A 25736-nucleotide genomic window follows, 5' to 3' on the forward strand; every position below is an offset into this window, starting at 1 on the left:
CGACACGTAAACCATCCGGGTGCGGGTCGACGGCGGTGGAGCGCGCCGCAGGATCGCGCTCGTTTAGCTTACGAGCGCGAAGGCATTCGCCGGGACGGGCCGCCCAAAAAGATAGCCCTGGGCTTCCAGGCACCCGTTTTCCGCCAGAAACGCGAGCTGATCTTCGCTCTCGACGCCTTCGGCGATCACGTCCAGGCCGAAGTTCCGGCCCAGGTAGATGACCGCCCGCACGATGGCCGCATCTTCCCGGTTGGCGGTAACGGTCCTGATGAAGGACTGGTCGATTTTGAGACGCGTCACGGGATAGCGCTTCAGAAGGCTCAGAGAGGCGTAGCCCGTACCGTAATCATCGAACGCAAGGCCGACGCCAAGATCGCGCAGGTGGGTCAGGTGGTCCAGAGTGGTCGGATCATTCTGCAAGAGAATGTTTTCGACAATCTCGAGCTCCAGGGCTTGCGGCGGTAGGGAAAAGGATTCCATCGCTTCCTCGACCGTCTGGCGAAGACGGCCCGAGCGGAACTGCGCCTCGAACAGATTTACGCCCATGCGAAAGTTTGGCAGAGTCTGTCGCCAGGCCGCCGCCTGCCGGCACGCCGTCTTCAGCACCCACTCTCCGACCTCACCCGCAATCGGCTTTTGCGCCAGGACGTCGATGAAGGAGGCCGGCGACAACACTCCCCGCTCAGGATGATTCCACCGCAACAGCGCCTCCGCCCCGGTCACTGCGCCATCATGGGTGCTTACCTGCGGCTGGTAGTAGAGCTCGAACTCATCGTTCTCGAAAGCGGAGTGGAGCTCGCGCTCGAAGGCTCGCCGTGCGACCGCGACTTCCCGCAACGCCGGGGCGAAGAGCTCGAACCGCCCCTTGCCCAGGGCCTTGGCGCGGTAGAGGGCGAGATCGGCGGCGTTCAGAAGAATTTCCGGGACTGTTCCATGGTCGGGCGCCACGGCGATCCCTATGCTGGCCCCGACCGCGACGGGCTGGCCCAGAAAGGCGTATGACCGCGAAAGGGTGGTGATCAGGTGCGTCGCCACGGCCTGCGACGCTCGGCGGCTGTCGCCCGCGAGCAGGACGACGAACTCGTCACCGCCGAGACGCGCCACCATCTCGGCCTCGGGACAGATGGCGCACATGCGCTGGGCAGCCTCCTTCAACACCGCGTCCCCGGCCAGGTGACCCAGAGTGTCGTTGACGTCCTTGAACCCATCCAGATCGAGAAGCAGAAGGCTTGCCGGCTGGCCTGCCCCCAACATCTGGCCAAGGCGGGCCCTGAGGGCCGACCGGTTCGGCAGGTCGGTCAGGGCGTCGATCGACGCCAGGCGAAAGAGGCGGTCCTCGTTCTCGCGGCGCTCGGTCACATCCCGCACGATCGCGCCGATGCTCGCGGCATCGCCTTCGCGCCAGGTGGAGAGCGAGAATTCAGCGGGAAACTCTGTCCCGTCCTTGCGCAGACCCGCCAGCTCGACGGTGCGATCCGCCAGTTCCAGGACCTGCCCGTGGCGCAACCGTTCCAGCTCTGCCTCATACACCGGTCTCAGGCTGGGCGGGACGATCTCGCCGGCCCCGGCGCACATCTCTTCGGCGGTGTAGCCGAAAAGCCGTTCGGCGGAGCGATTCCAGAAGGTCACCACGCCCTCCGCGTTCGAGCAGATGATTGCGTCCGGCGAGGTCGCTGCGATATTCTCGAACCGCGACTGGCTGACGTTGCGAATGGCGTCCAGCCGCCGCATCTCCATCCGATCGACGACCAGCGCGGCCAGGTCGGTCAGGTTGTGCCGATCCTCGGACGAGAAGCCCGCATGGGGCTTGGTGTCGATCAGGCAGACAGTGCCGATGCGATCCCCATTCGCCACCTTGAGGGGCTTGCCAGCGTAGAAGCGGATGAACGGGGGACCGAGCACCAGGGGGTTGCTGGCGAAGCGGGGGTCCTTCAGTGCGTCCGGCACGACCAGTATGTCATCCTGGGCGATCGCGTGGGAGCAGAAGGAGACCTCGCGGCTAGTTTCGCAGACATCCAGGCCGACCTTGGCCTTGAAGAACTGGCGATCCGCATCGACGAGGGACACCAGGACGATGGGGACGTCGAACAGGCGGGACGCGAGCCCCACCAGCCGATCGAACTCGGCTTCGGGCAGGGTGTCGACCAGGTGATAGTCGGACAGCGTGCGGAGGCGCTGGTCTTCAGGTGGGAGGGGGGTAGCAGCGCTCGGGGTCATGGGCCGATGTTAGCTCGCCACCGTTAAGACTTCGTCCTCTGGCTGTATTCTGCGATAATCCGTCCAAATGGGCCTCGATATTGAATGGTCGGGACCTTCCGGCGGTAGAGAGCGTTGACTTGCGGCGCCGCCCGCCGCTGTTCCCCATCCGGCCCGTGCAGACGTCTGTGATCCGCCGTGGTTCATGTGATCCGCCGTGGTTAAAAGGAGGTAGGATGATCCGGTTTTCAGGCCAGCCATCATGAGCGCGCCGAGCTCGGCGGACGATCTCGCTTCGCCGACCGAAGATGGGACGCCTCCGCCGTCCCGTGCCGTCGAAGCCCAGTACCGTCAGATCCTGGACGGCGCGATCGACACGGTGATCGTCAGCACTGACCTCGACGGTCGTGTCCTCAGTTGGAACGCGGGCGCGACACGCGTCATCGGCTACACGGACGAGGAGATGCTTGGTCGTCCGGTGGACACCTTCTTCACGCCGGAGGACCGCGAAAGCGGGTTAATACGGGCCGAGATGGCCGAGGCTTTGGCGTCCGGATTCAGCGAGCATGAAGGCTGGCGGATGCGGCGCGATGGAAGCCGGTTCTGGGCCAGCGGTCAGATGACGCCTTTGCGCAGCGAAGCGGGGGAGATCACGGGCTTTGTCAAAATCGTCCGGAACAGGACGATTGAGCGATCCGCCCAGGATGCTCTCGCGGCCTCCCAGGAACAGCTTCGCCTGGCGCAGTCGGCGGGCGGCATCGGAACCTTCGCGGTGGATATCGCCGGCGGACGGCTCCAGTTGACGCCCGAATTCTGCAGGCTGTTCGGGGTGCAACCGAGCGACGACCTTACTCCCGAGGATTTCGAGGCCCTGGTCTTCGAGGAGGATCGATCCTTGGTTTCCGGGGCCCACACCCGGGCCAGCGGAGAGGCTCCATCCGATGTGGAGTATCGGATCCGACGGGCGAGCGACCAATCCCTGCGATGGATCCATCGGAAGGCCCAATTCATCCGCAACCCTGAGGGGCAGCCCATCCAGATGGTGGGCGTCGTTCAGGACATCACCCGGCGGCGTCGCGCCGAGGACGCGCTGCGCCGCAGCGAAATGCAATTTCGCGCTTTCGCCCAGGCTCTCCCCAACCAGATCTGGACGGCGGGTCCCGATGGGAGAATCGACTGGTTCAATGAACGCCTGCTCGATTATGTCGGCATCCCGACCGACGAACTCCTCGGCCTGGACTGGAGCCAGTTCGTCCATCCGGAGGATCTGGAAGCAACCACCCGGGCTTGGAACGCGGCGTGGGCCGCTCGATCGCCTTTCGAGATCGAGTATCGCCTTCGCCGGCGAGACGGGGCTTTCCGCTGGCATCTGGCGCGAGCGGTTCCGCTGGATGCAGACGATCCGGCGAGCAGGTGGATCGGCTCCAACACCGACATTGAAGACCAGAAGGCCGCCATGGCCCTGCTGGCGGCCTCCAAGGAAACCCTCCAGCGCCAGATCGCGGAAAGCACGGCCGAGCGCGACCGGATATGGCGGCTCAGCACAGACGTGATGATCGTCGCGGATTTCGATGGCGTGATCACCGGGGTCAATCCTGCCTGGTCCCGGGCCCTGGGGTGGGCGGCGGACGACGCCGTCGGGCGCAAACTCATGGAGTTCGTCCATGAGGAGGATGTGGCGGCCACGCAGCAAGAGGTCGGCAAGCTCGCCGCCGGTGAGACCACTCTCCGCTTCGAAAACCGCTATCGATGCAAGGACGGTTCGTTCCGGGCGTTCAGCTGGACCGCCGTTCCGGAAGCGGGCTTCCTTCACGCCGTGGGCCGTGACGTTTCCGCCGAGCGTAAAGCCAACCGGGAGCTGCAGACCGCGCAAGAGGCGCTTCGCCAGGCCCAGAAGATGGAGGCCGTGGGGCAACTCACCGGCGGCATCGCCCACGATTTCAACAATCTGCTGACAGGCATCATCGGCTCCCTGGACATGATGCAGCGCCGGGCCGAGCAGGGCCGACCGGTGGATGTGATGCGCTACGCCTCCACAGCGTTGACCGCGGCCAATCGCGCCGCTGCTCTCACGCACCGCCTGCTGGCCTTCTCGCGTCGTCAGCCCCTCGATCCGCGCCCGATCGGGGCCAACCAACTGGTGCGGGGGATGGAGGATTTGCTTCGTCGCACCATAGGGGAGTCCATTCGTCTGGAGATCGTCACTGCGGCCGGCCTATGGCCCACCAAATGCGATGCCCACCAGCTGGAGAACGCCATCCTCAACCTTGCGATCAATGCCCGTGACGCCATGCCGAACGGCGGCGTGATGACGATCGAGACCTGCAACACCCACCTCGACGCCGCCTATGCCGAGACCTTGGGCGATGTCAGCAAGGGCCAGTATGTCTGCATCTGTGTAACGGACACCGGCGTCGGGATGCCCCCGGATGTGGTCGAGAAGGCTTTCGAACCCTTTTTCACCACCAAACCCCTCGGCGAGGGTACGGGACTAGGTCTCTCGATGATCTACGGGTTCACGCGGCAATCGGAGGGCTACGCGCGCATCTACAGCGAGCTCGGGAAGGGAACGACGGTCAAACTCTATCTGCCGCGTTATCACGGGGCGATGGCAGGACCGGAAGCCGGCGCCCTGCCGGCCCCCGCACCGTCCAGCCTGACGCACGAAGTGGTGTTGGTGGTGGAGGACGAGGTCGCCGTTCGCGGACTGGTCGTCGACGTTCTCCAGGAGCTGGGTTACCAGGCTGTCGAGGCGCCGGACGGGCTCGAGGGGCTGCGCCTCGTCCAGAGCGACATGGCGATAGACCTGCTCGTGACGGATATAGGCCTTCCTGGACTGAACGGCCGCCAGTTGGCCGACGCGGCGCGGGCCGCGCGCCCGGGTCTGCGGGTTCTTTTCATGACCGGCTATGCAGAGAACGCCGCCCTCGCGGGCGGTTTCCTGGAACCGGGGATGGAGATGATCACCAAGCCCTTTGCGATCGAAGCCCTGGCGAAGCGGATTCGGGATATGATTGACGCCCCCTAGCGACTGGCGCGGCGCACACGAGATGGACCCTTCCTCCAAGGCCGCGATCCTGAAGTCGCGGCAGGGTGGAGGATGTCAGGACGTCGCCCAATGGGCGGTGGAAGACAGATCGCCAACCGGCCCAGAAGTGTCCTGTCGGCCGCAGGTCATGATGAAGGCGGCCATCATGATGCTCGGATTGAACGGTGCCAACCCCACAAGGCGCCTGGCAGCCGTCGGACGGCTCATGGGTCGGCCAAGCGCCGAAACCTGTCGCAGCCTCGCACGGCGCATCGGCGTTCATCAGATGTTCGGCGATGTCTGCGACCTCGGCCAGGCATGACAGTCGAGGCCGTGTCGGAGGCGGCGGGCACCCCGCATCGTCGGACGCCAGGCGGCCGTCAACGGGGCCGCGCGCATCGATGGCGGGATCGCGATCGTCGAGGGAGGGCGACCGCGGGAGGGGGACCGTCATCGGCGGGGCGTTTCGAGGCCGAAGACCTCGAAACGCCGGCCTCGGGCGCTCGTGACCAAGGGGAGCGCGCCCGTGAGGACGGTCTTCGCCCGGTGCTGGGCCGGAGCCGCAAGCCTGGTCGTCGCGACGGCCGGCGGACTGGTCTGGTTGACCGCCTCGCGCTGGCCGGACCTGATCGCCGGGGGGGATCCTCGCGGCTGTCTTCCTGCGGTCGGCCTAGTCGATCGTGCGGCAGCCGCAGGCGGAACGGAGAGCAGCGCATGCATGATACGTCGCGAGGGTCTCGCTGGCGCGGTGATGGCCACGAGCTACGCGTTCACGGGTGCTGAGCGTGCGGACTGTGTAACAGATTGCCCCTTTGACCGAATAAAAGTATTCAGCGCGCGATGACCTGGTCAATGGCGACATGGGCAAGACTGACTCTGGCGGTGACCCTGGTCGTGGCTGTCTTTTTCGTCGCCCCGATCGCCGACGCTGCGACGTGCGCCCCTGAGACACCCTCGGCTCACGCCGTGGTCGGTCAGGACACAGGCGACAGCGATCAAGGCGACCTTGGCGGCGGGCATGGAATCTGCGGCCACGGTCACTGCCACCACAACGGAACCGCGCGCGCGGATGTCGCCGACGACATCGCGATACGGATCTATGCGCGGCCGGTTCACGCCTTCCCCTCGAGTAGTTTTCCGTCGTCGATTTCGCCCGACGGCCTGAAGCGCCCTCCCAAGGTCTGACCCGACGTCTGCGCCCCGTGCGCGCGATCTCGTGTCAAATCTCTGGAAGATGAATCATGCCTCTCTCATATCGCAGGCCGCCGCGTTTCGCGGTCGGCTGCGCGCTGGCCGCATTCGCGGCCGTACTCGCCAGTCCCGCCTGGGCTGACCCTGCTCCCTCGTTCGCCGAGTTGCTCGCCCGCCTCCATGAAGCGCCCGCCGCTCTTGAAGCCGGCGCCCTGTCGGACGCCGCCGAAGCGCGGGTCCGTCAAGCCCGCGTCAGGCCCAATCCGACGATCGCCCTCGACGCCGAAAACGCCTTCGGCACGGGTCCCTTCTCCGGCTACGCCAATGCCGAAACCACCCTGGCGATCAGTCAGGACCTCGAGCTCTGGGGGCGCCGCACCGCGCGGGTGAATGTCGCCCGTGCAGAAGCCGGGACCGCCGCCCTGCAGCGGGATCTCGCCATCATCGACGCCGCCGGACGGCTCGCGCAGGTCTATGCCGATGCGGAAGCCGCCCAGCGGCGCGCTGTTCTTGCCGAGGAAAGCCTGACCCTGACCATCGCCGACGCGAGGGCCGCCCTGGTCCTCGTCGAGGAGGGGCGCGAGCCCCTGCTGCGCGGCATCCAAGGCGAGAGCGAAGCCGCTGCGGCCCGCGCCGCGCGGGATGAGGCCGTCGCGGAACGCGATGCCGCGTTCGCGAGGCTGACCGCGGTCGCCATGCTGGCCGCGCCGGTGACGACGATCGACACCAGCCTGCTCGACCTGTCGCCTGCCGCCACCTTTGTGGCGCAGGGGGATGCGCCGACCGTCCGCGTTGCGGAGGCTCAACGCGCTGCGGCTGAACGGCGTATCGACGTGGAGCGGGTACGCGCTCGCCCGGACATCAACGCCAGCGTCGGCGTGCGTCGCTACGAGATGGAGGACGCCACGGCGCTGACCTTCGGCGTCAGCATGCCCCTGCCGCTGTTCGACCGGAACCGAGGAAACATCGACGCGGCCCAGGCGGACTTCCGGGCCGCAGAGGCTCGACTTCTCGGCGCCCGTCAGGAAGCCCAGGCCGACCGGGCCGCAGCGCGGGCGCGGCTTGCGGCCGCCGTCAGCCGGGTCTCGGCCGCCGATGCGGGGGTGGCGTCCGCAGAGGAGGCCTACCGCCTGTCGCGCATCGGAACCGAAGCCGGGCGGATCTCCCAGCTCGAACTTCGGGTCACCCGCACCGCCCTGATCTCAGCACGGACTTCGGCCGTCGATGCCCGCCTCGCGCGCGTCCGAGCCGAGATCGAACTCGCGCGCCAGGACGGCCGCGCCCCCTTCCAAGGAGCCCAATGATGCGCAAGCGCACATACAGCAAGACTCTGCTCATCGGCGGCGCCGCCGCCGTCGTCATTCTTGGCGGAGGCGGGCTCTTCCTGCTCACCCGTGGCCCTGATGCCGCACCGGTCGCCGCTGAAGGCGAGGCAGGTCACACCGAAGAGGAGGGCGGGCACGCCGAGGGCGAGGCCGGCCATGAAGGCGAGGCCGAAGCGCCGGAAGGCTTCGTCGCGCTCAGCGCGGCCCAAGCCCGGGCCGCCAACCTGATCGTGGTCGGGATCGGTCGGGGAGGGGGCGCCGAAACCCGGCTCTCCGGACGGATCGAACCCATGGTCGACGCCCGCGCCGCCGTGGCGGCCGCCGTCGGCGGTCGCGTTGAGCGGGTCCTCGTGGCGCCGGGTCAGACGGTCCGGATCGGTCAGCCTCTGGTGAGCCTCGTCAGCGGCGAAGCCGCGACCTTCCGCGCGGACGCCGATGCCGCGACCGCAGAAACCGAGGCCGCGCGCCAGGCCTACCAACGCAACCGCAATCTAGCCGACCAGGGGGTCGTCGCCCGACAGGAGGTTGAGGCGTCGCGGGCGCAACTGCTCAGCGCCGAAGCCGGCGCCCGGGCGGCTCGCGCGCGGTCAAGCGCGGCCGGCTCGCCGAATGCGTCGGGCCGCCTCAGCGTCACCAGCCCCATCGCCGGGGTCGTGACCAGCGTTCAGGTCGGGCCCGGCGGCTTTGTGGCCCAGGGCGCCGTCGTCGCCGAGGTGACCAACCCGGCGCGCGTCGAGCTCGTCTTCAACGCACCGCCCTCTCTGGCCGCCAATGTGCGGGCCGGAGCCCCCCTCCGGGTCAGCAGCCCCAGCGGCGACTTCGACGCCATCGTGACCGGCGTCGCCGCCGGCGCGGGTGGCGAGAGCGGCGCCACGGTCATCCGGGCCCGATCGACGAGCTCTGTCCTCCCGCCGGCCGGGTCGGCCGTCACCGGCGCGATCGTCACGGGCGAGACGACGGGCGGCCTTACCGTGCCAACCGAGGCGGTCCAGACCGTCGACGGGAACACCGTCGTGTTCGTCCAGGTACCGAACGGCTTCCAGGCCCGTCCCGTGCTTGCCGGCCGTCAGGCCGGGGGGCGGACTGAAATTCTCCGCGGCCTCACCGGGGCTGAACGCATCGCCGGCGCCAACGCCTTCCTCCTCAAAGCCGAGCTCGCCAAGGGCGAGGCCGAGCACGGTCACTAGGGGCGCACCGCATGTTCAAATTCATCATCGAGCTCTCGGTCAAGTTCCGATGGTTCGTGGTCCTCGCCACGGCGCTCGTCGCGGCCTACGGATTGCTCGAACTGACACGGCTTCCGATCGACGCCGTGCCGGACATCACCAACCGCCAGGTCCAGGTGACCACGGTCGCTCCCGCGCTCGCGCCCGAGCAGATCGAACGGCAGGTCACCTATCCCATCGAAACCGCCATGGCCGGCATCCCCGGCCTGACCACGACGCGTTCCCTGAGCCGCAACGGCTTCAGCCAGGTCACGGTCATCTTCACCGACCAGACGGACATTTATTTCGCCCGTCAGCAGGTCGCCGAACGCCTCGCGGGCGCCCGGGAAGCCATGCCCGAAGGCGTGGAACCGACCATGGCCCCGATCACCACGGGCCTGGGCGAGGTCCTGATGTGGACGATCGACTACAAGCCGTTCAACAGCGAGAACCTCGCCAAGCCCGGCGAGACCGGCTGGCAGGCGGGCGGCGCCTATTTGACGCCCGAGGGGGATCTGCTGGCGACGCCGCAGCAGCGGGCCACCTATCTGCGCACCGTGCAGGACTGGATCGTCGCGCCGCAGATGCGGACTGCTCCCGGTCTCGCGGGCGTCGACACCGTCGGCGGCTATGTGAAAGAGTACGCTGTCCGTCCCGACGCGGCGCGCCTCTCTGCTTACGGTCTGGGCCTGGGCGACCTCATCCAGGCCCTCGACCGCGCCAACACCCAGGCGGGCGCGGGCTATATCCAGCGCGCCGGTGAGGCCCTCACGGTCCGCACCGACGCGCTCGCCTCCACGGTGGAGGATCTGGCGCAGGCGCCGGTCGTCAACCGCAACGGCCTGATCGTCCGCGTCGCCGACGTCGCCGCTGTCGAGATTGGCCAGGCTCCGCGCCTCGGCGGCGCCAGCCGTGATGGCCACGAGGCCGTTCTCGGAACGGCGCTGATGATCGCCGGCGGCAACAGTCGCACCGTCGCCCAAGCGGCGGGGGAGCGGCTTGAGGAGTTACGCAAGACCCTCCCTGCGGGGATCGAGGCGGTAACGGTTCTCGACCGTAGCGCTCTGGTCAATTCGACGATTTCGACAGTCGCGCGGAACCTCACCGAGGGCGCTCTTCTGGTCATCGTCGTGCTGTTCCTGTTGCTCGGCAACATCCGTGCGGCCAGCATCACGGCCCTGATGATCCCGATCAGCTTCCTGTTCGCCGTCATCGGCATGAACCGGTTCGGGATCAGCGGAAACCTGATGAGCCTCGGCGCGCTGGACTTCGGCCTTCTGGTCGACGGCGCGGTCATCGTCGTCGAGAGCACGCTGCTGATGCTGTCGCAGCGGCGGATCGATCTCGGACGGGCCCTGACCCGCAGGGAGCGGCTCGATGTCGCCGTGGCCGCAGCCCGCAAGATGGTCAAGCCGGCGGCTTTCGGCCAACTGATCATCCTGCTGGTCTTCACACCCCTGCTGATGCTCGAAGGTGTCGAGGGCAAGACCTTCGTCCCGATGGGCGCAACGGTCATGCTGGCCCTCGTCGGCGCCTTCATCTTCTCCTTCACCTTCGTTCCAGCCATGACGGCCCTGCTGGTTCGGGAGCCGAAGAAGGTCGAGACCGACGAATACGGTCACGCCCACGAGCACGAGACCTTCCTGCTCCGCCACGCGCGGCGGTGGATTCAGCCGGCCATCCGCGCCGCCGTCGATCGTCCGAAGATCGTGCTGATCTCGGCGCTCGGCGCGGTCGTCGTCGGCGGTCTGGCTTTCTCGTCCCTGGGCCGGGAATTCATCCCGACCCTGGATGAGGGCGACATCGCCATGCAGGCGTTGCGCGTTCCCTCGGCCTCGCTGGAGCAGTCCCTCGCCATGCAGATGGCTTTGGAACGGGTCATCACCGCCCAGCCGGAGGTCGAGACCATGTTCTCCAGGACCGGCACCGCCGAGGCGGCGGTCGACCCGATGCCGCCCAACATCTCGGACAGCGTCATCGTCCTGAAGGACCGCAAGGACTGGCCGGATTCCGGTCTTGAGAAGGAAGCCCTTCTGGCAAGGTTCGAAGAGCTCGCCAATCAGCAGATCGGCAATAATTTCGAGTTCAGCCAGCCGATCGAGCTTCGCTTCAACGAGCTGATCTCCGGGGTCAGGACCGACTTGGCGGTGATGGTCTACGGCGACGATTTCGACACGATGCAGCGCGTGGCTGACCAGGTGGCGGGGGCGCTGCGTCAGACCTCCGGCGCCGCCGACGTTCGCGTGGAACAGGCGTCTGGCTTGCCAACCCTGACGGTCAGCGTTGATCGGTTCGCCGCGGCCAGCTACGGCCTGTCCGCGGCCGACGTTTCAGAAGCGGTTTCGGCCGCCATCGGCGGCGCCGAAGCCGGCCGCATCTTCGAGGGCGACCGCCGCTTCGATGTCGTCGTCCGCCTCCCGGACGAGGCGCGCAACGATCCGGCGGCGCTGGCGGCCCTGCCGATTGTATCCCCGACGGGCGTGACCGTGCCCCTGTCTTCGGTGGCTCGCATCCAGAGCGCCGAAGGACCGAACCAGATCAGTCGCAACGACGGCAGTCGCCGGATGGTGGTTCAGGCCAACGTTCGGGGCCGGGATCTGGGCGGCTTCGTCACCGACGCCCAGCAACAGGTCGAACAGATCGCGCTCCCGCCGGGCGTTCGCCTGACGTGGGGCGGTCAGTTCGAAAACCTGGAACGCGCCCAGCAACGGTTGGGCCTGGTCATCCCGATCGTGTTCGTCCTTATCGGGGTGCTTCTGTTCATGGCCTTAGGGTCGTTCGCGGAGGCCGGTCTGGTCTTCGCCTGCGTGCCTCTGGCCCTGATCGGCGGCGCGCTCGCCCTGCTGTTGCGAGGAATGCCATTCTCGGTTTCTGCGGCGGTCGGCTTCATCGCCGTTTCCGGCGTGGCGACCCTGAACGGCCTCGTCCTGATGCAGGCCATTCGCGAGCGCTTGCAGGCAGGGCTCGCACCCCGTGATGCGGCGATCGAAGGCGCCTCGAGCCGGCTGCGCGCGGTGCTTACTACGGCCTTCGTGGCCATTGTCGGCTTCATTCCCATGGCCATCGCTCATGGCGCCGGGGCAGAGGTGCAGAAGCCTCTGGCGACCGTGGTGATCGGCGGGCTCCTGACGGCGACCGCCCTGACCCTGCTGGTCCTTCCGACCTTCGCGGCCAGGGCGGTGCGTCACAGGACGGATGAAGGGATCGAGGATTGATGGCTCACGATCAGGACGACTGTCAGCAGCGGCGAACGCTGCTGACGGTCCTCGCGCTCAACGCGGGCCTGGCGATGGCGATCGGGGTCGGCGGCTGGTCCGCCGACTCCAGCGCGCTGCTGGCCAACGCGGTGGACCACGCCTCGGACGCCGCAGTCTATCTGATCAGCTTTCTCGCGATCGGCCGTGCCGGCTCATGGAAGCGGGGCGCGGCGCGCTTTTCCGGCGTCGCGCTCCTCATCTTCGGCGCCGGGGTTCTCCTGGACGCCGCTCGCCGCTTCATCGTCGGGACAGAACCGGTCGGCCCGACCATGATGGCGCTCGCGGTCGTCGCAGCGGTCATCAACCTCATCTGCCTGCAGTTGATCCGTCGCCAGCACAGCGGCGACGTCAACGTGAGGGCGGCCGAGACCTTCAGCTTCAACGACTTCGCGTCCAACGGCGGCATCCTCATCGCCGGGGGGCTTGTGCTCTGGCTCGATCAGGCCTGGCCTGACCTGGTCGTCGGCGTCATCGTCGCCGCCGTCGCGGTGAAGAGCGGCGTGGACATCCTGCGCGAAGCCGCCCGCGCCAAATCTGACAAGGAGGGCGTCGCATGACGTCGACACAGTCGTCCCAAGAGCATCACAGTGCGGCAGGCCACGGTCCCGCTGATGGCCACGATCATGGCCATGGCGGAGTACTCGGTCCCAACACAGAGGTGATCTTCGCGCTCTCCTCGGGCGGAGCCCTGGGGGTGGGGTTTGCACTGGAAAAGCTCGCGCCAGGCGTCCCGGCCTGGATTCCCCTCGCGCTCTACCTTGTCGCCTACGCGTTCGGCGGCTTCTTCACCGTCCGCGAGGCCTTCGAGAACCTCCGGCGGAGGCGCTTCGAGATCGACACCCTGATGCTGGTCGCAGCGGCGGGCGCGGCGGCGCTTGGCGCCTGGGCCGAAGGCGCGCTGCTGCTGTTTCTGTTCAGCATCGGTCATGCCCTTGAGCACTACGCCATGGGCCGCGCCAAGCGGGCGATCGAGGCCCTGGCGGAGCTGGCGCCTCGGACCGCCCATGTTCGACGCGACGGCCAAGTCGTCGAACTGCCGGTCGACGACCTCCTCGTCGGCGACACCGTGGTTGTGCGACCCAACGAACGCCTCCCGGCCGACGGCTTCGTCGTGGTCGGAACGTCCAGCATCAACCAGGCGCCTGTAACCGGCGAAAGCATGCCGGTGGACAAGCAGCCGGTCGCGGACGCCGCCGCCGCCCGGGAGCGGCCGGCCCAGGTCGGCGCGGCGTCCCTCGTCTTCGCGGGCACCATCAACGGCGCCGGCGCCATCGAGATCGAGACAACCCGCAAATCCAGCGACACCACCCTCGCCAAGGTGGTGCGGATGGTCAGTGAGGCAGAGACCCAGAAGTCGCCGACCCAGCGCTTCACGGACGGGTTCGAGCGCATCTTCGTGCCCCTGGTCCTGGGCCTGGTCTCGGTGCTGCTGTTCGCTTGGGTCGTGATCGACGAGCCGTTCCGCGACAGCTTCTACCGGGCCATGGCCGTGCTGGTCGCGGCGAGCCCCTGCGCGCTCGCCATCGCCACCCCAAGCGCGGTCCTGTCGGGTGTCGCCCGGGCGGCGCGCGCCGGTGTTCTGATCAAGGGCGGCGCGCCGCTGGAGAATCTCGGCTCGCTCAACGCCATCGCCTTCGACAAGACCGGCACCCTCACCGAGGGGCGGCCCCGCATCACCGACGTCATGCCGGTGGGCGGGACGACGGAAGCCGACCTGCTGGCGACGGCCGTGGCCGTCGAGCGGCTCAGCGACCATCCGCTCGCGGAAGCCATCGCCCGGGACGGCGCCGAGCGGTTGGGCGAGACGGCCATGCCCACTGCGACCGACCTCAAGAGCCTGACCGGCAAGGGGGTAACGGCCCGGCTCGGCGGCGAGATCATCTGGATCGGCAAGCCCGAGATGTTCGGGGCCGACGGCGTGGCGGCCCTCGACGACGAGACGACGGCCGTCGTTGCGCAACTGCGCCAGCAGGGGCGGACCCTGATGGTGGTGCGACACGGCGCGCAGGACCTCGGCGTTATCGGCCTGCTCGACACGCCGCGGGCTGCGGCCGGTCCGGCGCTCGCGGCGCTCCACGCCCTCGGCGTCCAGCGCATGATTATGATCTCGGGCGATCACCAGAAGGCGGCCCAGGCGATCGCGGACCAGGTCGGCCTGACCGAGGCCTGGGGCGATCTGATGCCGGAGGACAAGGTCGATGCAATCAAACGCCTGCGCGCGGATGGCAAGATCGCCATGGTCGGCGACGGGGTGAACGATGCGCCGGCGATGGCTACGGCCACGGTCGGCGTCGCCATGGGCGCGGCCGGGTCCGATGTCGCCCTGGAGACCGCGGATGTCGCCCTGATGTCCGACGACCTGTCGCAACTGCCGTTCACGGTTGGCCTCAGCCGGCAAACCCGGCGGATCATTCTTCAGAACCTCTACGTTAGCCTCGGCGTCGTCGCCTTCCTGGTGCCGGCGACCATCTTTGGCCTCGGCATCGGGCCCGCCGTGGCGCTCCACGAAGGCTCGACGCTGCTGGTGGTGTTCAACGCCTTGCGTCTGCTCGCCTATCGCGACCCGGCCCGGACGGCCGTCTCAACCGCAATCCCGGAGAGCCCTGCGGCCGCTCCAGCGCTCTCAAGGCCATCGACATGAAACGGATCAGCTGGGTCTCCGTCATCGCCGTCTTTCTAGCCCTGGCGGCCTTCGCCTTCGGCATGATCTCGCGCCAGGTCCGTGACGTCCCCGATAAGGACTCGGCGGTGGACGCCCGTCCGATCGACACCGTGACGAGCCATGCCGGCCGTCCGACCGACAGCCCGTCGACCGTGGCCTATCGTGAGGCGAGCGCCCGGATGCACGAGGCCATGGGCATCGACTACACGGGCGAGGCCGACATCGACTTTCTGCGCGGCATGATCGCTCACCATGAAGGCGCTCTCGCCATGGCGAAGATCGCCGTCGAGCACGGGGAGGCCCAGGACGTCCGCAATCTCGCCGAGGAGATTATCGCGGCCCAAGAGACAGAGATCGTCCGGATGAAGGTGATGCTGGCCCGGCACGAGGGCGCCCCGGCGCCCGTCGGAGGGCGTTGACCCTGTGGCTGGCAAGCGCTTAACCGTCCGGAGCCGGGACATTCGCTGGCGGCAAGGTCGCTATCGCAAGCGAGGGCGATCGCAACTACTGACCCGCCCGCCAAAGCCGCGGCCCGTCCTTGATGTGGTGATCGCGCTCGTCGCCAGCCTGTTCGCGGGCGGACTCGTGCTCTGCATGGCCTTCATACTGTCAGGCGCATACGGGTTGCCCCCTCACCTGGGGTATGGCGCAGTCCTCGCCGGCGCCACCCTCTGCAGCCTGCTCATGGGACCGCGCGACCGGAGCGGGGTGATGATCACAGCCGGCCTGGCTGTCGTCTGGGTTCTGGGAACGGCCGGCCTCTACCTCGTTCGGGACGATGTCCATCTCCGGCCACATGAACACCGGAAGCCGGCCGCGGTGGTCTCCGGACGGGAACCGTCCTGAATGCCTTCGTCCGCCGAACTCGCGCCGCCGCCTTGGCCCGCCCGGATTGCGCGCGGGGGTGGTTGGATGCGCTCCGGTTCATCGTCGGGGCGCTGATTATCGTCTACCGCTTCCGCGAGGTCTCGCCGGTCCCACTACCGTAACTGCATCCGGTGTTCGACTGCGGATATCTGCTGATAGACTTCTTCATCCTCGTTTCCGGCTAAGGCTTGGCCCGCATCTGCGGCGACCGCCTCGCCGCCGGCCAAGCGTTCTGCCGCTTCTCCTGTTCCGCGGCACGGCGGCCTTCTACGGCTCGCGCATCTATGTCGCCCTCGGTCACCAAGCCGTCGCGCCCGGTCGAGCCCCTGGCCCTGATGTCGTTCCCGATGCGCCTGACCAACGAGGTAAGCCGCATCATCTGGTTCGGCCTCCTCGACGCCTTGGGCCAGGAGGCTCTCGTGTCCGGCGCCCGCTGGGCGCTCTGGACCGTCGGGTTTGTCGGCGGGTTCGTCGTCGCTGCCGTGTTCCGCTACGGCTTCGATCGTCCGGTGCAGACCTGGCTCAACCCGTCCCGAACGACCGTCCGCGCTTCCGATGACTAGGCGTCAGGCCCCGTTGTGCCGGCCGAACACCCGCGTTGAACCGTCGTTGAGGATCAGCAAGGTCGTGTAGGGCTCGCGTCTGGCCGCCTCCATGCCCGGTGACCCCGCTGGCATGCCTGGAGCGCTGAGCGCTCGGGCCGCCGGTCGTTCGCGAACCAGCCGATCGATATCGCTCGCCGGGACATGGCCCTCGATCGCGTAGGCGCCGACGACGGCCGTGTGGCAGGACGCGAGGCCGTCGGAAATTCCGTGCTGGGCCCGGATCGGCGCTAGGTCCTCGCGCTCCACCACGTCCACAGTCCAGCTGGCCTGACGCACGTTGGCGATCCAGCCGCCGCAGCAGCCGCACCAGGGTGTCCTGTAAGCAGTCACCCGTCTGGGCGGCGCGGCCGACGCAGGGCCTGCGAGCAAGGACGGGAAGGCCGAGCATCACCGCGCGGCGAGGGAGGATTGAAGTCGGGGTCCTGTGGCGGCTCCAGGGCTCGTCAGCCAGCATGATCACTTATGCGCCAAGTGGCGACGGCCCCGTTGTCGCGCCTGGTCGCTCCGGTCTGCTGCTGCGCGGATCGGAAGCTGTCGGCCCGGCTGGATCAGTCGCGCCATGCCCCACTAGGCCGAGGGCGCAAGCACCGCGGCGCTCGCCACCCCCAAGCCGTAGCGGAAGCCGCCGCGAGCGAGGAAGGGAAAGATGGAACAGCTCTGTGATCCCCATAGCGGAGAAGAAGATTCACGCCAGGTTGTCGCCGAACGCATGGCCCCGTTTCACCAAAGGCAGAACCAGCACCCGGGCGCCGACCAAGGCCAAGACGAGACCGATGACCGGCCAAGACGCGATGGCGGGCGTCTCGACGCGGCGGCTGACCAGGAGTCAGAGAGGAATCTGTCCCGGAATCCGGACGAGAAGATTAGCGAGGTGGAAAGGCCAAAGGCAATATAGGCGAGGCCGAGAACGGGCCCAGCGAAGGCGATGCCGCAGCGACGACTTTGGGCCGATAGATGAGCGATGGTCGTCCATCCGGCCGCCCTCTCGTTCAGTGACTCGGATCTGGCCGACCGCTGGCAGCGACGTATCGTCAAAAGGGGGGCGTCGTTTTTGGAAACATGGCGCTCAACCCCCGGCGATCATCCACTCTGGGCTTGCCACGGCGCTTGGGGAATCGGGCTCCAGCCGAGCCATCTGCTCGTCCATCAGCCGACAGTCCAGTCATGTATACAGACCCCTCGGAGCCTGAATCAGATCGTATACCTGGAACAAAGGGCCCTGAGCCTAGCCGAAAGGTTGGTGGAAGAATGGGTGATCACCATGACCTTCCCTCCTTTGGAAAGGTCATCCATGTCCGCCTTTACGGTCACTTGTCCCAAATACGCCGGCCTGACCCTCAAAGCCGCCGCTGCTCTGGCTCTCCTCGGCGTTGCCGCCTGTCAATCGACCCCTGCCGCTCATTCGGGATTCCTTTCGGCCTATGATGGCCTAGGCCGGCAACCTGACGGATCCCGCGGCCCCGAGCATCGACGGGAAGACGCCGCTTCGGATCAAATCCGGGACGTCTATATCGAACCTGCCGTTCTCGCGCTTCGAGCCCCAAGCCCGCTCAGCGCCGAGGAGCAGGCGATGGTGTTGAGTGAGGTCGATCGCCAGATTTGTTTCGAGGTCAGCGAGCGGTTCACCATCGTGCCAGCGCCCTCGCCTGAAGCCGGAACAATCCGCACGGCCATCGTGCGCATTGACACTACCAATCGCGTGGGATCGGCCGTCAGCGCGGCGGCGGGATTCTTCATCCCGGTTCCCGTCGTGAAGTTCCGGGCGCCCATGACGACGGGTGGGCTGGCCATAGAGTCCGAGCTGATCGCGCCCGACGGCCATCAGGTCGCCGCGGTCACATGGGCCCGGCAGGCGGAGATGGTCGGGCGCGCCGAACCCTCATTGTCGCGGATCGGCGACGCGCTGCAATTGGCCGAACCGATGGGCGACGCCGTGGGCGACGCCTTCTCTACTGAGGCGAGGCAGGTTCGCGACATTCCCGATCCCGATCCCTGCGCGCGTTACGGATCCCGTCGCAACATCGGCCGCACGGTCGCCAATGGCGTCGTCGGCTTCGCTACCGGTCTTTATGTGCCGCAGGTCGCGGGAACCGGCTCGGCCACCGTTTCGGAGCCGGCCCAACCCCAGCCTGAACCGCGGCCTCAGCCGCGTCGCTGACTCGCTCGCTCCGACTGGGCGGCAGGACTGCTCGTTTCAAAGTGAACTGACGTGAACACCACACACCGAAGCGCCGGTGCGCGCCCGCGCGCCGCGTATCGCCTTCCCGCGACCGCGACCCGGACGCTCATCGCAGTCCTGATCGCGCCGGCGCTCGCCGTTGCGGGCTGTGCGCCGGCCCTTGTCCCGTTTCAGCCGGACACCCGCCTGCCGGCGGCTTACGAGGCCGCGATCATCGTTCCGGCGCAGACGGCGGTCCTGGACCAATGGTGGCGTCTGTTCGGCGATCCCCAACTGGACGGGCTTGTGGAGGGGGCGCTGGGCGCCTCCACCGATGCGCGCCTGGCGCTCGCGCGGCTCAAGGAGGCTAGGGCGATCCGCGGCGGTGCGATGGCGCGCTATCGCCTGCAAGGCGATTTGCAGGGCAATGCCGCCGCCGAGCGGCTCGACCTGCTCGACGGCGATGTCGGCAGCGGGTCGAACGCCGCGGTCGGAGACACCCGATTGGCGACCGCTGCCTTCAACCTAAGCTGGGAAGCGGACCTGTTCGGACGTGCGTCGTCGACCCGCCGGGCCGCGGACGCGGACCTGACCGCCGCCCGTTTTCTCTATGAAGGCAGCCGGGCGGCCCTGGCGGCCGACGTCGCCGAGGCGCTGTTCAGCGCGCGCGGGCTGGCGGTCCAGCTTGCGGACGCCGAGCGCAGCCTGGCGGTCGAGGCGGAACTGCTCGACGTGCTGCGCATCCGCGCCGAGCGCGGATTGACCGCCCGATCTGACGCGTCTCGGGCCGAGGCGAACCTGCGCCAGACGCAGGCCCGCGCGGCGCAGCTTGCGGGGGATCTCCAGGCGGCCAAACGCGCGCTTCTCGTCCTGACCGGCGCGCCCCGGACCGCCACCATCGATCTGGCGATCGATCCGAGCCTCCCGGAGGCGCCGCCCCCGCCGAGGTCCATGCCGGGCGACCTGCTGGAGCGCCGCCCCGACATCCGCGAGGCGGAGGCCCGGTTCAGGTCGGCGACGGCGCGGAGCGAGCTGCAAAGGCTCGAGCTATTTCCCCGCTTCACCCTGGAGCCGGGCGTCGGTCTGACGGCGGCGACGGGCGTAGCAGACTATGCGATCGGGACCTGGACCCTGGGCGCGAGCGTCTTCCTGCCCATCCTCGACCGGCCACGACTTCTGTCCGAACTGGGGGCTCAGACGGCGCTGGCGGAACAGGCGGCCGTCGCCTATGAGCGCACGGTTCAGGTCGCCTTCTCCGAGGCCGACCAGGCGCTTGTCCGGCTGCAGGCGGACCGTTCGCGCGTCGCCCTGCTGACCCAGGCCGAGGCGCGCGCCGCAGAGGCCTGCGCCGCCGCGCGCGAGCGGTTTGCGCGCGGCCTCGGAGACCTGACCACCACCCTCGACGCCGAACGGAGCTGGCGGGCGACCCGTCTCGAACTCTCTGTCGCCCGCATCGACGCACTCCAGCGCACGGTGACCGTATTCCGCGCCCTGGGCGGGGGATGGAGCCCCTCCCGGATCGACAAGGACCAAGTCTGATGAAGAATACATGGATCCTCGCCGGCCTGGGACTGCTCGGCGCCTGCGCGGACAAGGGCGGCGAATCGACGCCGGTGCGGCCGGACCCAGCCCCGGTCGTCACGGCCTCCACCGTCACCCTTCGGACTATCGCGCGTGAAGTGACCGTCTCCGGCGTCCTGATCGCCCGGGAGGAGGCGGCCGTCGGCGCCGAACTGTCGGGTTATCGGGTGCTGCGGGTCTTGGCAGAGGAGGGGGATTACGTCCGTCGCGGGCAGGCGCTCGCCGTGCTCGACCCGGGCCTGCTGAACGAGGAGCTCGCCCAAGCTGAGGTGGCCGCAGAACGGGCCGCCGCCGAATACCGCCGCGTCGCCGGCCTGACCGGGACGGGCGTAATCGCCGAAGAGGTGATCGAGCAGCGCGGTTTCGACGCCCGCACCGCTGCGGCGCGGCTTCGCGATCTCCAGGCGCGTCGGGGGCGACTGACTCTGCGGGCCCCGGTATCCGGCCGTGTGCTGGCGCGCTCGCTGCGGCCGGGCGACGTGTCGGGCGCCGCAGGCGAGTCTTTCCGGCTCGCCCGCGACGGGGTGATGGAGCTGCAGGCCGAGCTGCCGGAAGCGGAGTTCGGGCGTATCCGGGTGGGGGCGAGCGTCCCCGTCCGGCTGTCCTCGGGCGAAGCGCTCACCGGTACGGTCCGCCTGCTGAGCCCCCTGGTGGATCCCCTGACAAAACTCGGGCGGGTTCGCATTCTTCTGCCGGCCCATCCGGCTTTGAGGGTCGGGGGATTCGCCACCGCCGTGATGGACGCGCACGGCGACCCCGCCCCGGCCGTACCCGAGCGCGCCGTCCAGTACCGGGCGGGCGGCCCCACCGTCACCGTGATCTCCACCGAAAATCGCGTCAGCCGTGTCGATGTGAGGCCCGGCGCGCGGGGCGGGGGATATGTCGAGATCATCGGCGGCCCGCCGGTCGGCACGCGCGTTCTGTCCGGCGGCGACGCCCTTGTCCTGCCCGGCGATGTCGTTCGGATCGCGCCGGAGTCCGGCCAATGACTCTCGGCATCTCCGCCTGGGCGATCCGCAATCCGATTCCGGTCGCGGTCCTGTTCGTCGCCCTGATCATCGCCGGGATCGGCGCCTATCTCCAGCTTCCGGTCAAAAGCGTGCCGGACACCGCCTTTGCGGCGGTGCAGGTCTCGATCAGCCAGAGCGGGGCGGCCCCGGCCGAACTCGAAAGCCAGGTGACACGTCTCGCCGAGAACGCCGTCGCTGGGCTGCCCGGCGTCAACCACGTCATGTCCACCGTGACGCAGGGGCGGTCCGTAACAACCGTCGAGTTCTACATCGGCGAGGACGTGCAGAAGGCGACCGATCAGGTCCGCACAGCGATCGACCGTATTCGCGCCAGCCTGCCGCGCACCATCGACGAGCCGATCATCGAGCGGCTCGAGGCCGACAGCCAGCCGATCCTGACCTATGCGGTTTCGGCACCGACGATGTCGGCGTCCGACCTGTCCTGGTATATCGACGATGCGCTCACCACCCGCCTCCAGTCGATCGGAGGAATCGCGTCGATCGCCCGGGTGGGCGGGGTCGATCGCCAGATCAACGTCACCCTCCATCCGGATCGGCTGGCGGCCTATGGCCTGACCGCGCCGGCCGTCAGCGCGGCGCTGCGGGCCTTCGCCGCCGACGGACCGGGCGGCCGGGCGGAAATCGGCGGCGGCGAACAGACCATCCGTGTCCTGGGCGCGGCGCGGGACGTGAACGCCCTGCGGGCCATGACCCTTCCGACCGGCGCCGGGCGCTTCGTCCGCCTGGCCGACGTCGCCGACATCGGCGCGGGCGAGAGCGAGGCGCGCAGTTTCGCACGACTGAACGGCCGGCCCGTGGTCGGCTTTCAGATCACCAAGACCCGGGCGGCCAGCGACGTCGGGGTCGAGGACGAGGTCCACCGCGAGATCGCCGAGATCGCGCGAACCACGCCGGGCGTGACCATCACCGAGATCGTATCCACCGTCGGAGACACGCGGGCCAGCTTTCACGCCACGGTCGCGATCCTGCTCGAAGGCATGGCATTGGCGGCCGTCGTCGTCTTCCTGTTCCTGCGGAGCTGGCGCTCGACGCTGATCGCGGCGCTTGCCATGCCGATCTCGCTGATCCCGACCTTCGCGGTGATGGCGTTGATGGGTTTCTCCCTCAACATCGTCACCCTGCTGGGCCTGACGCTGGTCGTCGGCATTCTGGTCGATGACGCCATCGTCGAGATCGAGAATATCGAGAAGCGCATCGAACGCGGCGAAACCCCTTACCAGGCCGCCCTCCTCGGCGCCGATCAGATCGGTCTGGCGGTGGTGGCCTGCGCCCTGGCCATCGTCGTCGTCTTCGTGCCGGTGTCATTGATGGGCGGCGCCGCGGGGCAGTATTTCCGCGAGTTCGGCCTAACTGTCGCCGCGGCGGTGCTGTTTTCGCTGCTCGTGGCGCGCCTGCTGACGCCGCTGCTCGCGGCCTGGTTCCTCAAGCCGGTGGCCCGGCCACATGCGCCAAAGCCGTTCGAGGGCCCCTACCGTAAGGCGCTCGACTGGGCGCTGGCGCATCCGGGTCTGTCGCTTCTGCTCGGAGCGCTGGTCTTCGCCGGATCGCTCGGTCTCGCCACCCGGCTGCCGACCGGCTTCATCCCTGTCGGCAATCCCACCTCCATCGCTCTGGACATCCAGGCTTCGCCCGGAGCCACGCACGCGGACATGGACGATACGGTCGCCCAGGTGACCCGCCTGCTCCGCCAGCAACCTGACGTGCGCACCGTGTTTGCGACGGTCGGCGGCGAGGACCTGTCTTCCGGGTCGGTCACTGTGGCCTTCCAAGAAGCGCGGACGTTGACGGCCACACAATTCAAGGACCGGATACGGCCCCTTCTGAGATCGATCCCGGACGTTCGCGTGACCCTCCAGGGCGAGCGCGGCCCCGCCGATGTTGAGATCACCCTGGTCGGCCGGGACGACGTCGCCCTCGCGGAGGCCGCTGAACGGGTGCAGCAGGAGATGCGATCTTTGCCGCAACTGACCAACATCCGCCTTGCCGCGCCTCCGGCCGGACCGGAGCTGATCATCCGTCCCCGAACCGAGGAGGCCGCGCGTCTGGGCGTCATGGCGGAGACCCTGGCCGAAATCACGCGTGTGGCCACCATCGGCGACATCGACGCCAATGTCGCCAGGATGACGGAAGGAGAACGGCGCGTGCCCATACGGGCGCAACTGGCCGGGAGCGCCCGGCGCGACCTAACCACCCTGGCCGACCTGCAGGTTCCGACCGTCGGCGCCGGTACGACCCGTCTGGGGGCGGTCGCCGACCTCGGCTTCGAAGCTGGCCCCGCCCGTATCGAACGTTTCGATCGGGAGCGACGGGTGTCGATCCACTCGGATCTCCGTGACGCCAGCATCGGTCAGGCTCTCGCCGCCGTAGAGGCCTTACCCGCCATGACCGCGCTCCCCGACGGTGTCCGCAACGCCGCCTATGGCGACGCCGAACAACTCGGCGAGCTCTTTGGCGGCTTCGCTACCGCCATGGCGGCGGGGGTTGCGCTGATCTTCGCCGTCCTGGTGCTTCTATTCCGTAGCCTCTTCAAACCGGTGACCATCCTGACGGCTCTGCCGTTGTCGATCGTGGGGGCGATCGCGGGCCTGTTCGCCTTCGGCTTTGGACTGACCCTGCCAGCCTTGATCGGCTTCCTGATGCTGCTGGGACTGGCGGCCAAGAACTCCATTCTTCTGGTCGAGTTCGCCATTGAACGGGAGCGCGAAGGGATGAGTCAGCACGACGCCCTGATCGCCGCCTGCCGCGAACGCGCCCGGCCGATCGTCATGACCACGGTGGCGATGGCGGCGGGCATGGTCCCGACGGCGATCGGGCTGGGCGAAGGCGCCGCCTTCCGCCAGCCGATGGCGATCGCGGTCATCGGCGGACTGATCAGCTCCACCCTGCTTTCCCTGCTGCTGGTGCCTGTTGTCTATCGCTATGTGGACAGCGTCGAGCTCTGGCTGAAGCCTCAGCTGGCGCGTGTTCTTACACCGCGGTCCATTGAGACGGACGTGGAGAGATGACCGACCTGCCACGATCACGGCTTTTGCGCAGCCGCTCCGACGGGCGCGTGTCGGCCACGCGCCTTCAAGGTTCGGGCGAACCTTGCCCGCCGGGGCCGCAAAACCTGTCCCGTCGATCAGACCCTTGGCGACATCCCTTGCTGTGGATGCTCCAGGGATGGCTGGCCATGTTCTATCTTGCCGCCGGCTACGCCAAGATCACAGAGACCCGGGACATCCTCATTGCGCTTCTGAACTGGCCGGTCCGGGTCGATCCGGCCGTCGTGATCGTCATCGGCGTGTCGGAGATCGCCCTGGCGCTAGGTGTTCTCCTGCCGGTCCTGTCGTGGCGCCTGTTTCGCCCCGTGGCCCTGGCGTGCGCCGGCGGAATTCTGGTCGAGGCGGTCGTCATGGGAGCCATACACCTGATCCTGCTCGACCCCGGTCTGACCCTGATCAATGCGGCGCTCGCTGTTTTCGCCGGTCTGGTCCTGAAGGGCCGCTGGCGCTGAGGGCGTAGCCTTCCGGCCTTGGGTCGGGGCGGGGGCAGGGCAGGCAGCCGTTTGACTGTCTGCTGGGATGGCGCTGACAGGCGGATAGGTCTGCAGGTCGTCGCCGGGGGCGCGGGCAAGCGGTGAACGTCCGGGACTACGCGCCTGCTGGGGAGGGGGGAATGTGCAGCTTGAAGCAGGCGCCTTGCGCCGTCGGTTCCAGCCAGACCCGACCGCCGTGGAGGTGGGCGATCCGCGCGGCGATCGACAAACCCAGACCCGCGCCTGAGCCGCCGGCGTCCGCCCTGGCGAAGGGCTGGAACGCTCGGCCGGCGAACTCGGCCGTCAGGCCGGGCCCGTCATCCAGCACAGAGATCACGCCGGTCTCATCCACACGGATCGTGACGGTGGATCCGACGGGCGTGTGCTTAAGGGCGTTATCCAAGAGATTGCGTACCGCTACGCCGAGGAGAACGGCATCGCCGCGACGCTCAAGGAAATCGGGGTGAGGATCGAGGCCGATGTCGCGTCCGCTGGTCACGAAGGCCGGCGCGCATTCGGTTGTCGCGGTCATGACGACCTGGACCAGATCGAAGGGGCAGGTCTTGCGCAACGGGCCGTGTTCGCCTTCTGACAGGACGAGCAATTGCGTAATGATGCGCGAGAGCCGGTCGAACTCAAAAGCGGCTTCCTGGCGATGGCCGGCCGGAAGAAGGCTTTCGACCTGGGCTCTAAGCGCGGCGAGAGGCGTGCGCAATTCGTGCGCCGCATTCGCGGAAAACGCCCGCTGCGCCTTCCAGGCGTCCTCCAGTCGGTCCAGGGCGGTGTTGAAGGCTTCGACCAGCGGCGCGATTTCCGAAGGCGCGTCGGCGGCGGGCAGGCGTTCGTCGAGATTGTTCGGACTGATTCGACGCGCTTCCTCCGATAAACGTCTCACCGGCGCCAGGGTCCGCTGCAAGACGATCCAGATCGTCACCATGACAAGCAGGAGGAAGACAGCGACGGGCAGACCGCTGTCGCGCGTAGTGTCCAGAAAGTAGGACGCCGTGAGCCGCTCCCCGAGGGGAATGGAGCGGTCCGGTTCATCCGGGATCAGGAACTGCATGAGCAGGTAGATCGACAGGGCGACGCCGGCGATGGAGAAGAACAGGACGG

At 67.9% G+C, this 25736-nt stretch carries 18 protein-coding genes; 15 read left to right on the forward strand and 3 right to left on the reverse strand.

Features of this window, described 5'->3' with window-relative positions:
* Positions 1–63: 63 nt before the first annotated feature.
* Entirely contained in the window at positions 64–2217 is a 2154-nt protein-coding gene (locus ACIQ1T_RS04715; RefSeq protein ID WP_395943375.1) for a putative bifunctional diguanylate cyclase/phosphodiesterase, read from the reverse strand.
* A gap of 241 nt (positions 2218–2458) precedes the next feature.
* On the opposite strand from ACIQ1T_RS04715, the gene ACIQ1T_RS04720 reads away from it, so the two are divergent.
* From ACIQ1T_RS04720 to ACIQ1T_RS04765, 10 genes are all read left to right on the forward strand, one after another.
* On the forward strand, positions 2459–5224 hold the full coding sequence (locus ACIQ1T_RS04720) for a PAS domain S-box protein (RefSeq protein WP_395943376.1): 2766 nt from the start codon (positions 2459–2461) through the stop codon (positions 5222–5224).
* 22 nt (positions 5225–5246) lie between these two features.
* Positions 5247–5546 carry a hypothetical protein gene (locus tag ACIQ1T_RS04725; protein ID WP_395943377.1) on the forward strand — a complete coding sequence of 100 codons (300 nt, stop codon included), beginning with the start codon at positions 5247–5249 and terminating at the stop codon, positions 5544–5546.
* 530 nt (positions 5547–6076) lie between these two features.
* Positions 6077–6409 carry a hypothetical protein gene (locus tag ACIQ1T_RS04730; protein ID WP_395943378.1) on the forward strand — a complete coding sequence of 111 codons (333 nt, stop codon included), beginning with the start codon at positions 6077–6079 and terminating at the stop codon, positions 6407–6409.
* 56 nt (positions 6410–6465) lie between these two features.
* Positions 6466–7719 (forward strand): TolC family protein, encoded by a 1254-nt coding sequence (locus tag ACIQ1T_RS04735; RefSeq protein WP_395943379.1) that lies wholly within the window; start codon positions 6466–6468, stop codon positions 7717–7719.
* On the forward strand, positions 7719–8927 hold the full coding sequence (locus ACIQ1T_RS04740) for an efflux RND transporter periplasmic adaptor subunit (protein ID WP_395943459.1): 1209 nt from the start codon (positions 7719–7721) through the stop codon (positions 8925–8927). Before ACIQ1T_RS04735 ends, ACIQ1T_RS04740 begins: the two co-directional genes overlap by 1 nt.
* 11 nt (positions 8928–8938) lie before the next feature.
* A complete protein-coding gene (locus ACIQ1T_RS04745) occupies positions 8939–12160 on the forward strand; it encodes an efflux RND transporter permease subunit (RefSeq protein WP_395943380.1) in 3222 nt (1073 codons plus the stop codon).
* Positions 12160–12759 carry a cation transporter gene (locus ACIQ1T_RS04750; protein ID WP_395943381.1) on the forward strand — a complete coding sequence of 200 codons (600 nt, stop codon included), beginning with the start codon at positions 12160–12162 and terminating at the stop codon, positions 12757–12759. The genes ACIQ1T_RS04745 and ACIQ1T_RS04750 overlap by 1 nt, the downstream gene beginning before the upstream one ends.
* Complete coding sequence (locus ACIQ1T_RS04755; RefSeq protein ID WP_395943382.1) at positions 12756–14843, forward strand: heavy metal translocating P-type ATPase; 2088 nt, start codon at positions 12756–12758, stop codon at positions 14841–14843. Before ACIQ1T_RS04750 ends, ACIQ1T_RS04755 begins: the two co-directional genes overlap by 4 nt.
* Positions 14840–15283 carry a DUF305 domain-containing protein gene (locus tag ACIQ1T_RS04760; protein ID WP_395943383.1) on the forward strand — a complete coding sequence of 148 codons (444 nt, stop codon included), beginning with the start codon at positions 14840–14842 and terminating at the stop codon, positions 15281–15283. The genes ACIQ1T_RS04755 and ACIQ1T_RS04760 overlap by 4 nt, the downstream gene beginning before the upstream one ends.
* A 732-nt stretch (positions 15284–16015) precedes the next feature.
* On the forward strand, positions 16016–16294 hold the full coding sequence (locus ACIQ1T_RS04765) for a hypothetical protein (protein WP_395943384.1): 279 nt from the start codon (positions 16016–16018) through the stop codon (positions 16292–16294).
* A 3-nt stretch (positions 16295–16297) separates the two neighbouring features.
* On the opposite strand, the gene ACIQ1T_RS04770 is transcribed toward ACIQ1T_RS04765, so the two are convergent.
* Positions 16298–16612: a DUF411 domain-containing protein gene (locus ACIQ1T_RS04770; RefSeq protein WP_395943385.1), complete on the reverse strand. Its 315-nt coding sequence runs from the start codon at positions 16610–16612 to the stop codon at positions 16298–16300.
* 985 nt (positions 16613–17597) lie between these two features.
* On the opposite strand from ACIQ1T_RS04770, the gene ACIQ1T_RS04775 reads away from it, so the two are divergent.
* The 5 genes from ACIQ1T_RS04775 to ACIQ1T_RS04795 all read left to right on the forward strand — a co-directional run bounded on the left by ACIQ1T_RS04775 (position 17598) and on the right by ACIQ1T_RS04795 (position 24602).
* Positions 17598–18494, forward strand: coding sequence for a DUF3313 domain-containing protein (locus ACIQ1T_RS04775; RefSeq protein ID WP_395943460.1), 897 nt, complete (start codon positions 17598–17600; stop codon positions 18492–18494).
* 51 nt (positions 18495–18545) lie between these two features.
* The gene (locus ACIQ1T_RS04780; protein ID WP_395943386.1) at positions 18546–20033 is read left to right on the forward strand and encodes an efflux transporter outer membrane subunit; all 1488 of its coding nucleotides are present in this window, start codon (positions 18546–18548) and stop codon (positions 20031–20033) included.
* Entirely contained in the window at positions 20033–21064 is a 1032-nt protein-coding gene (locus ACIQ1T_RS04785) for an efflux RND transporter periplasmic adaptor subunit (RefSeq protein ID WP_395943387.1), read from the forward strand. The genes ACIQ1T_RS04780 and ACIQ1T_RS04785 overlap by 1 nt, the downstream gene beginning before the upstream one ends.
* Positions 21061–24111, forward strand: a complete 3051-nt coding sequence (locus ACIQ1T_RS04790) for an efflux RND transporter permease subunit (protein WP_395943388.1) — start codon at positions 21061–21063, stop codon at positions 24109–24111. The genes ACIQ1T_RS04785 and ACIQ1T_RS04790 overlap by 4 nt, the downstream gene beginning before the upstream one ends.
* Before the next feature lie 146 nt (positions 24112–24257).
* Positions 24258–24602, forward strand: a complete 345-nt coding sequence (locus tag ACIQ1T_RS04795; RefSeq protein WP_395943461.1) for a DoxX family protein — start codon at positions 24258–24260, stop codon at positions 24600–24602.
* Positions 24603–24738: 136 nt separating this feature from the next.
* On the opposite strand, the gene ACIQ1T_RS04800 is transcribed toward ACIQ1T_RS04795, so the two are convergent.
* The gene (locus tag ACIQ1T_RS04800; RefSeq protein WP_395943389.1) at positions 24739–25686 is read right to left on the reverse strand and encodes a sensor histidine kinase; all 948 of its coding nucleotides are present in this window, start codon (positions 25684–25686) and stop codon (positions 24739–24741) included.
* Positions 25687–25736: the final 50 nt, after the last annotated feature.

The organism is Brevundimonas sp., from assembly GCF_044336875.1.
Classification (GTDB): Bacteria; Pseudomonadota; Alphaproteobacteria; order Caulobacterales; family Caulobacteraceae; genus Brevundimonas.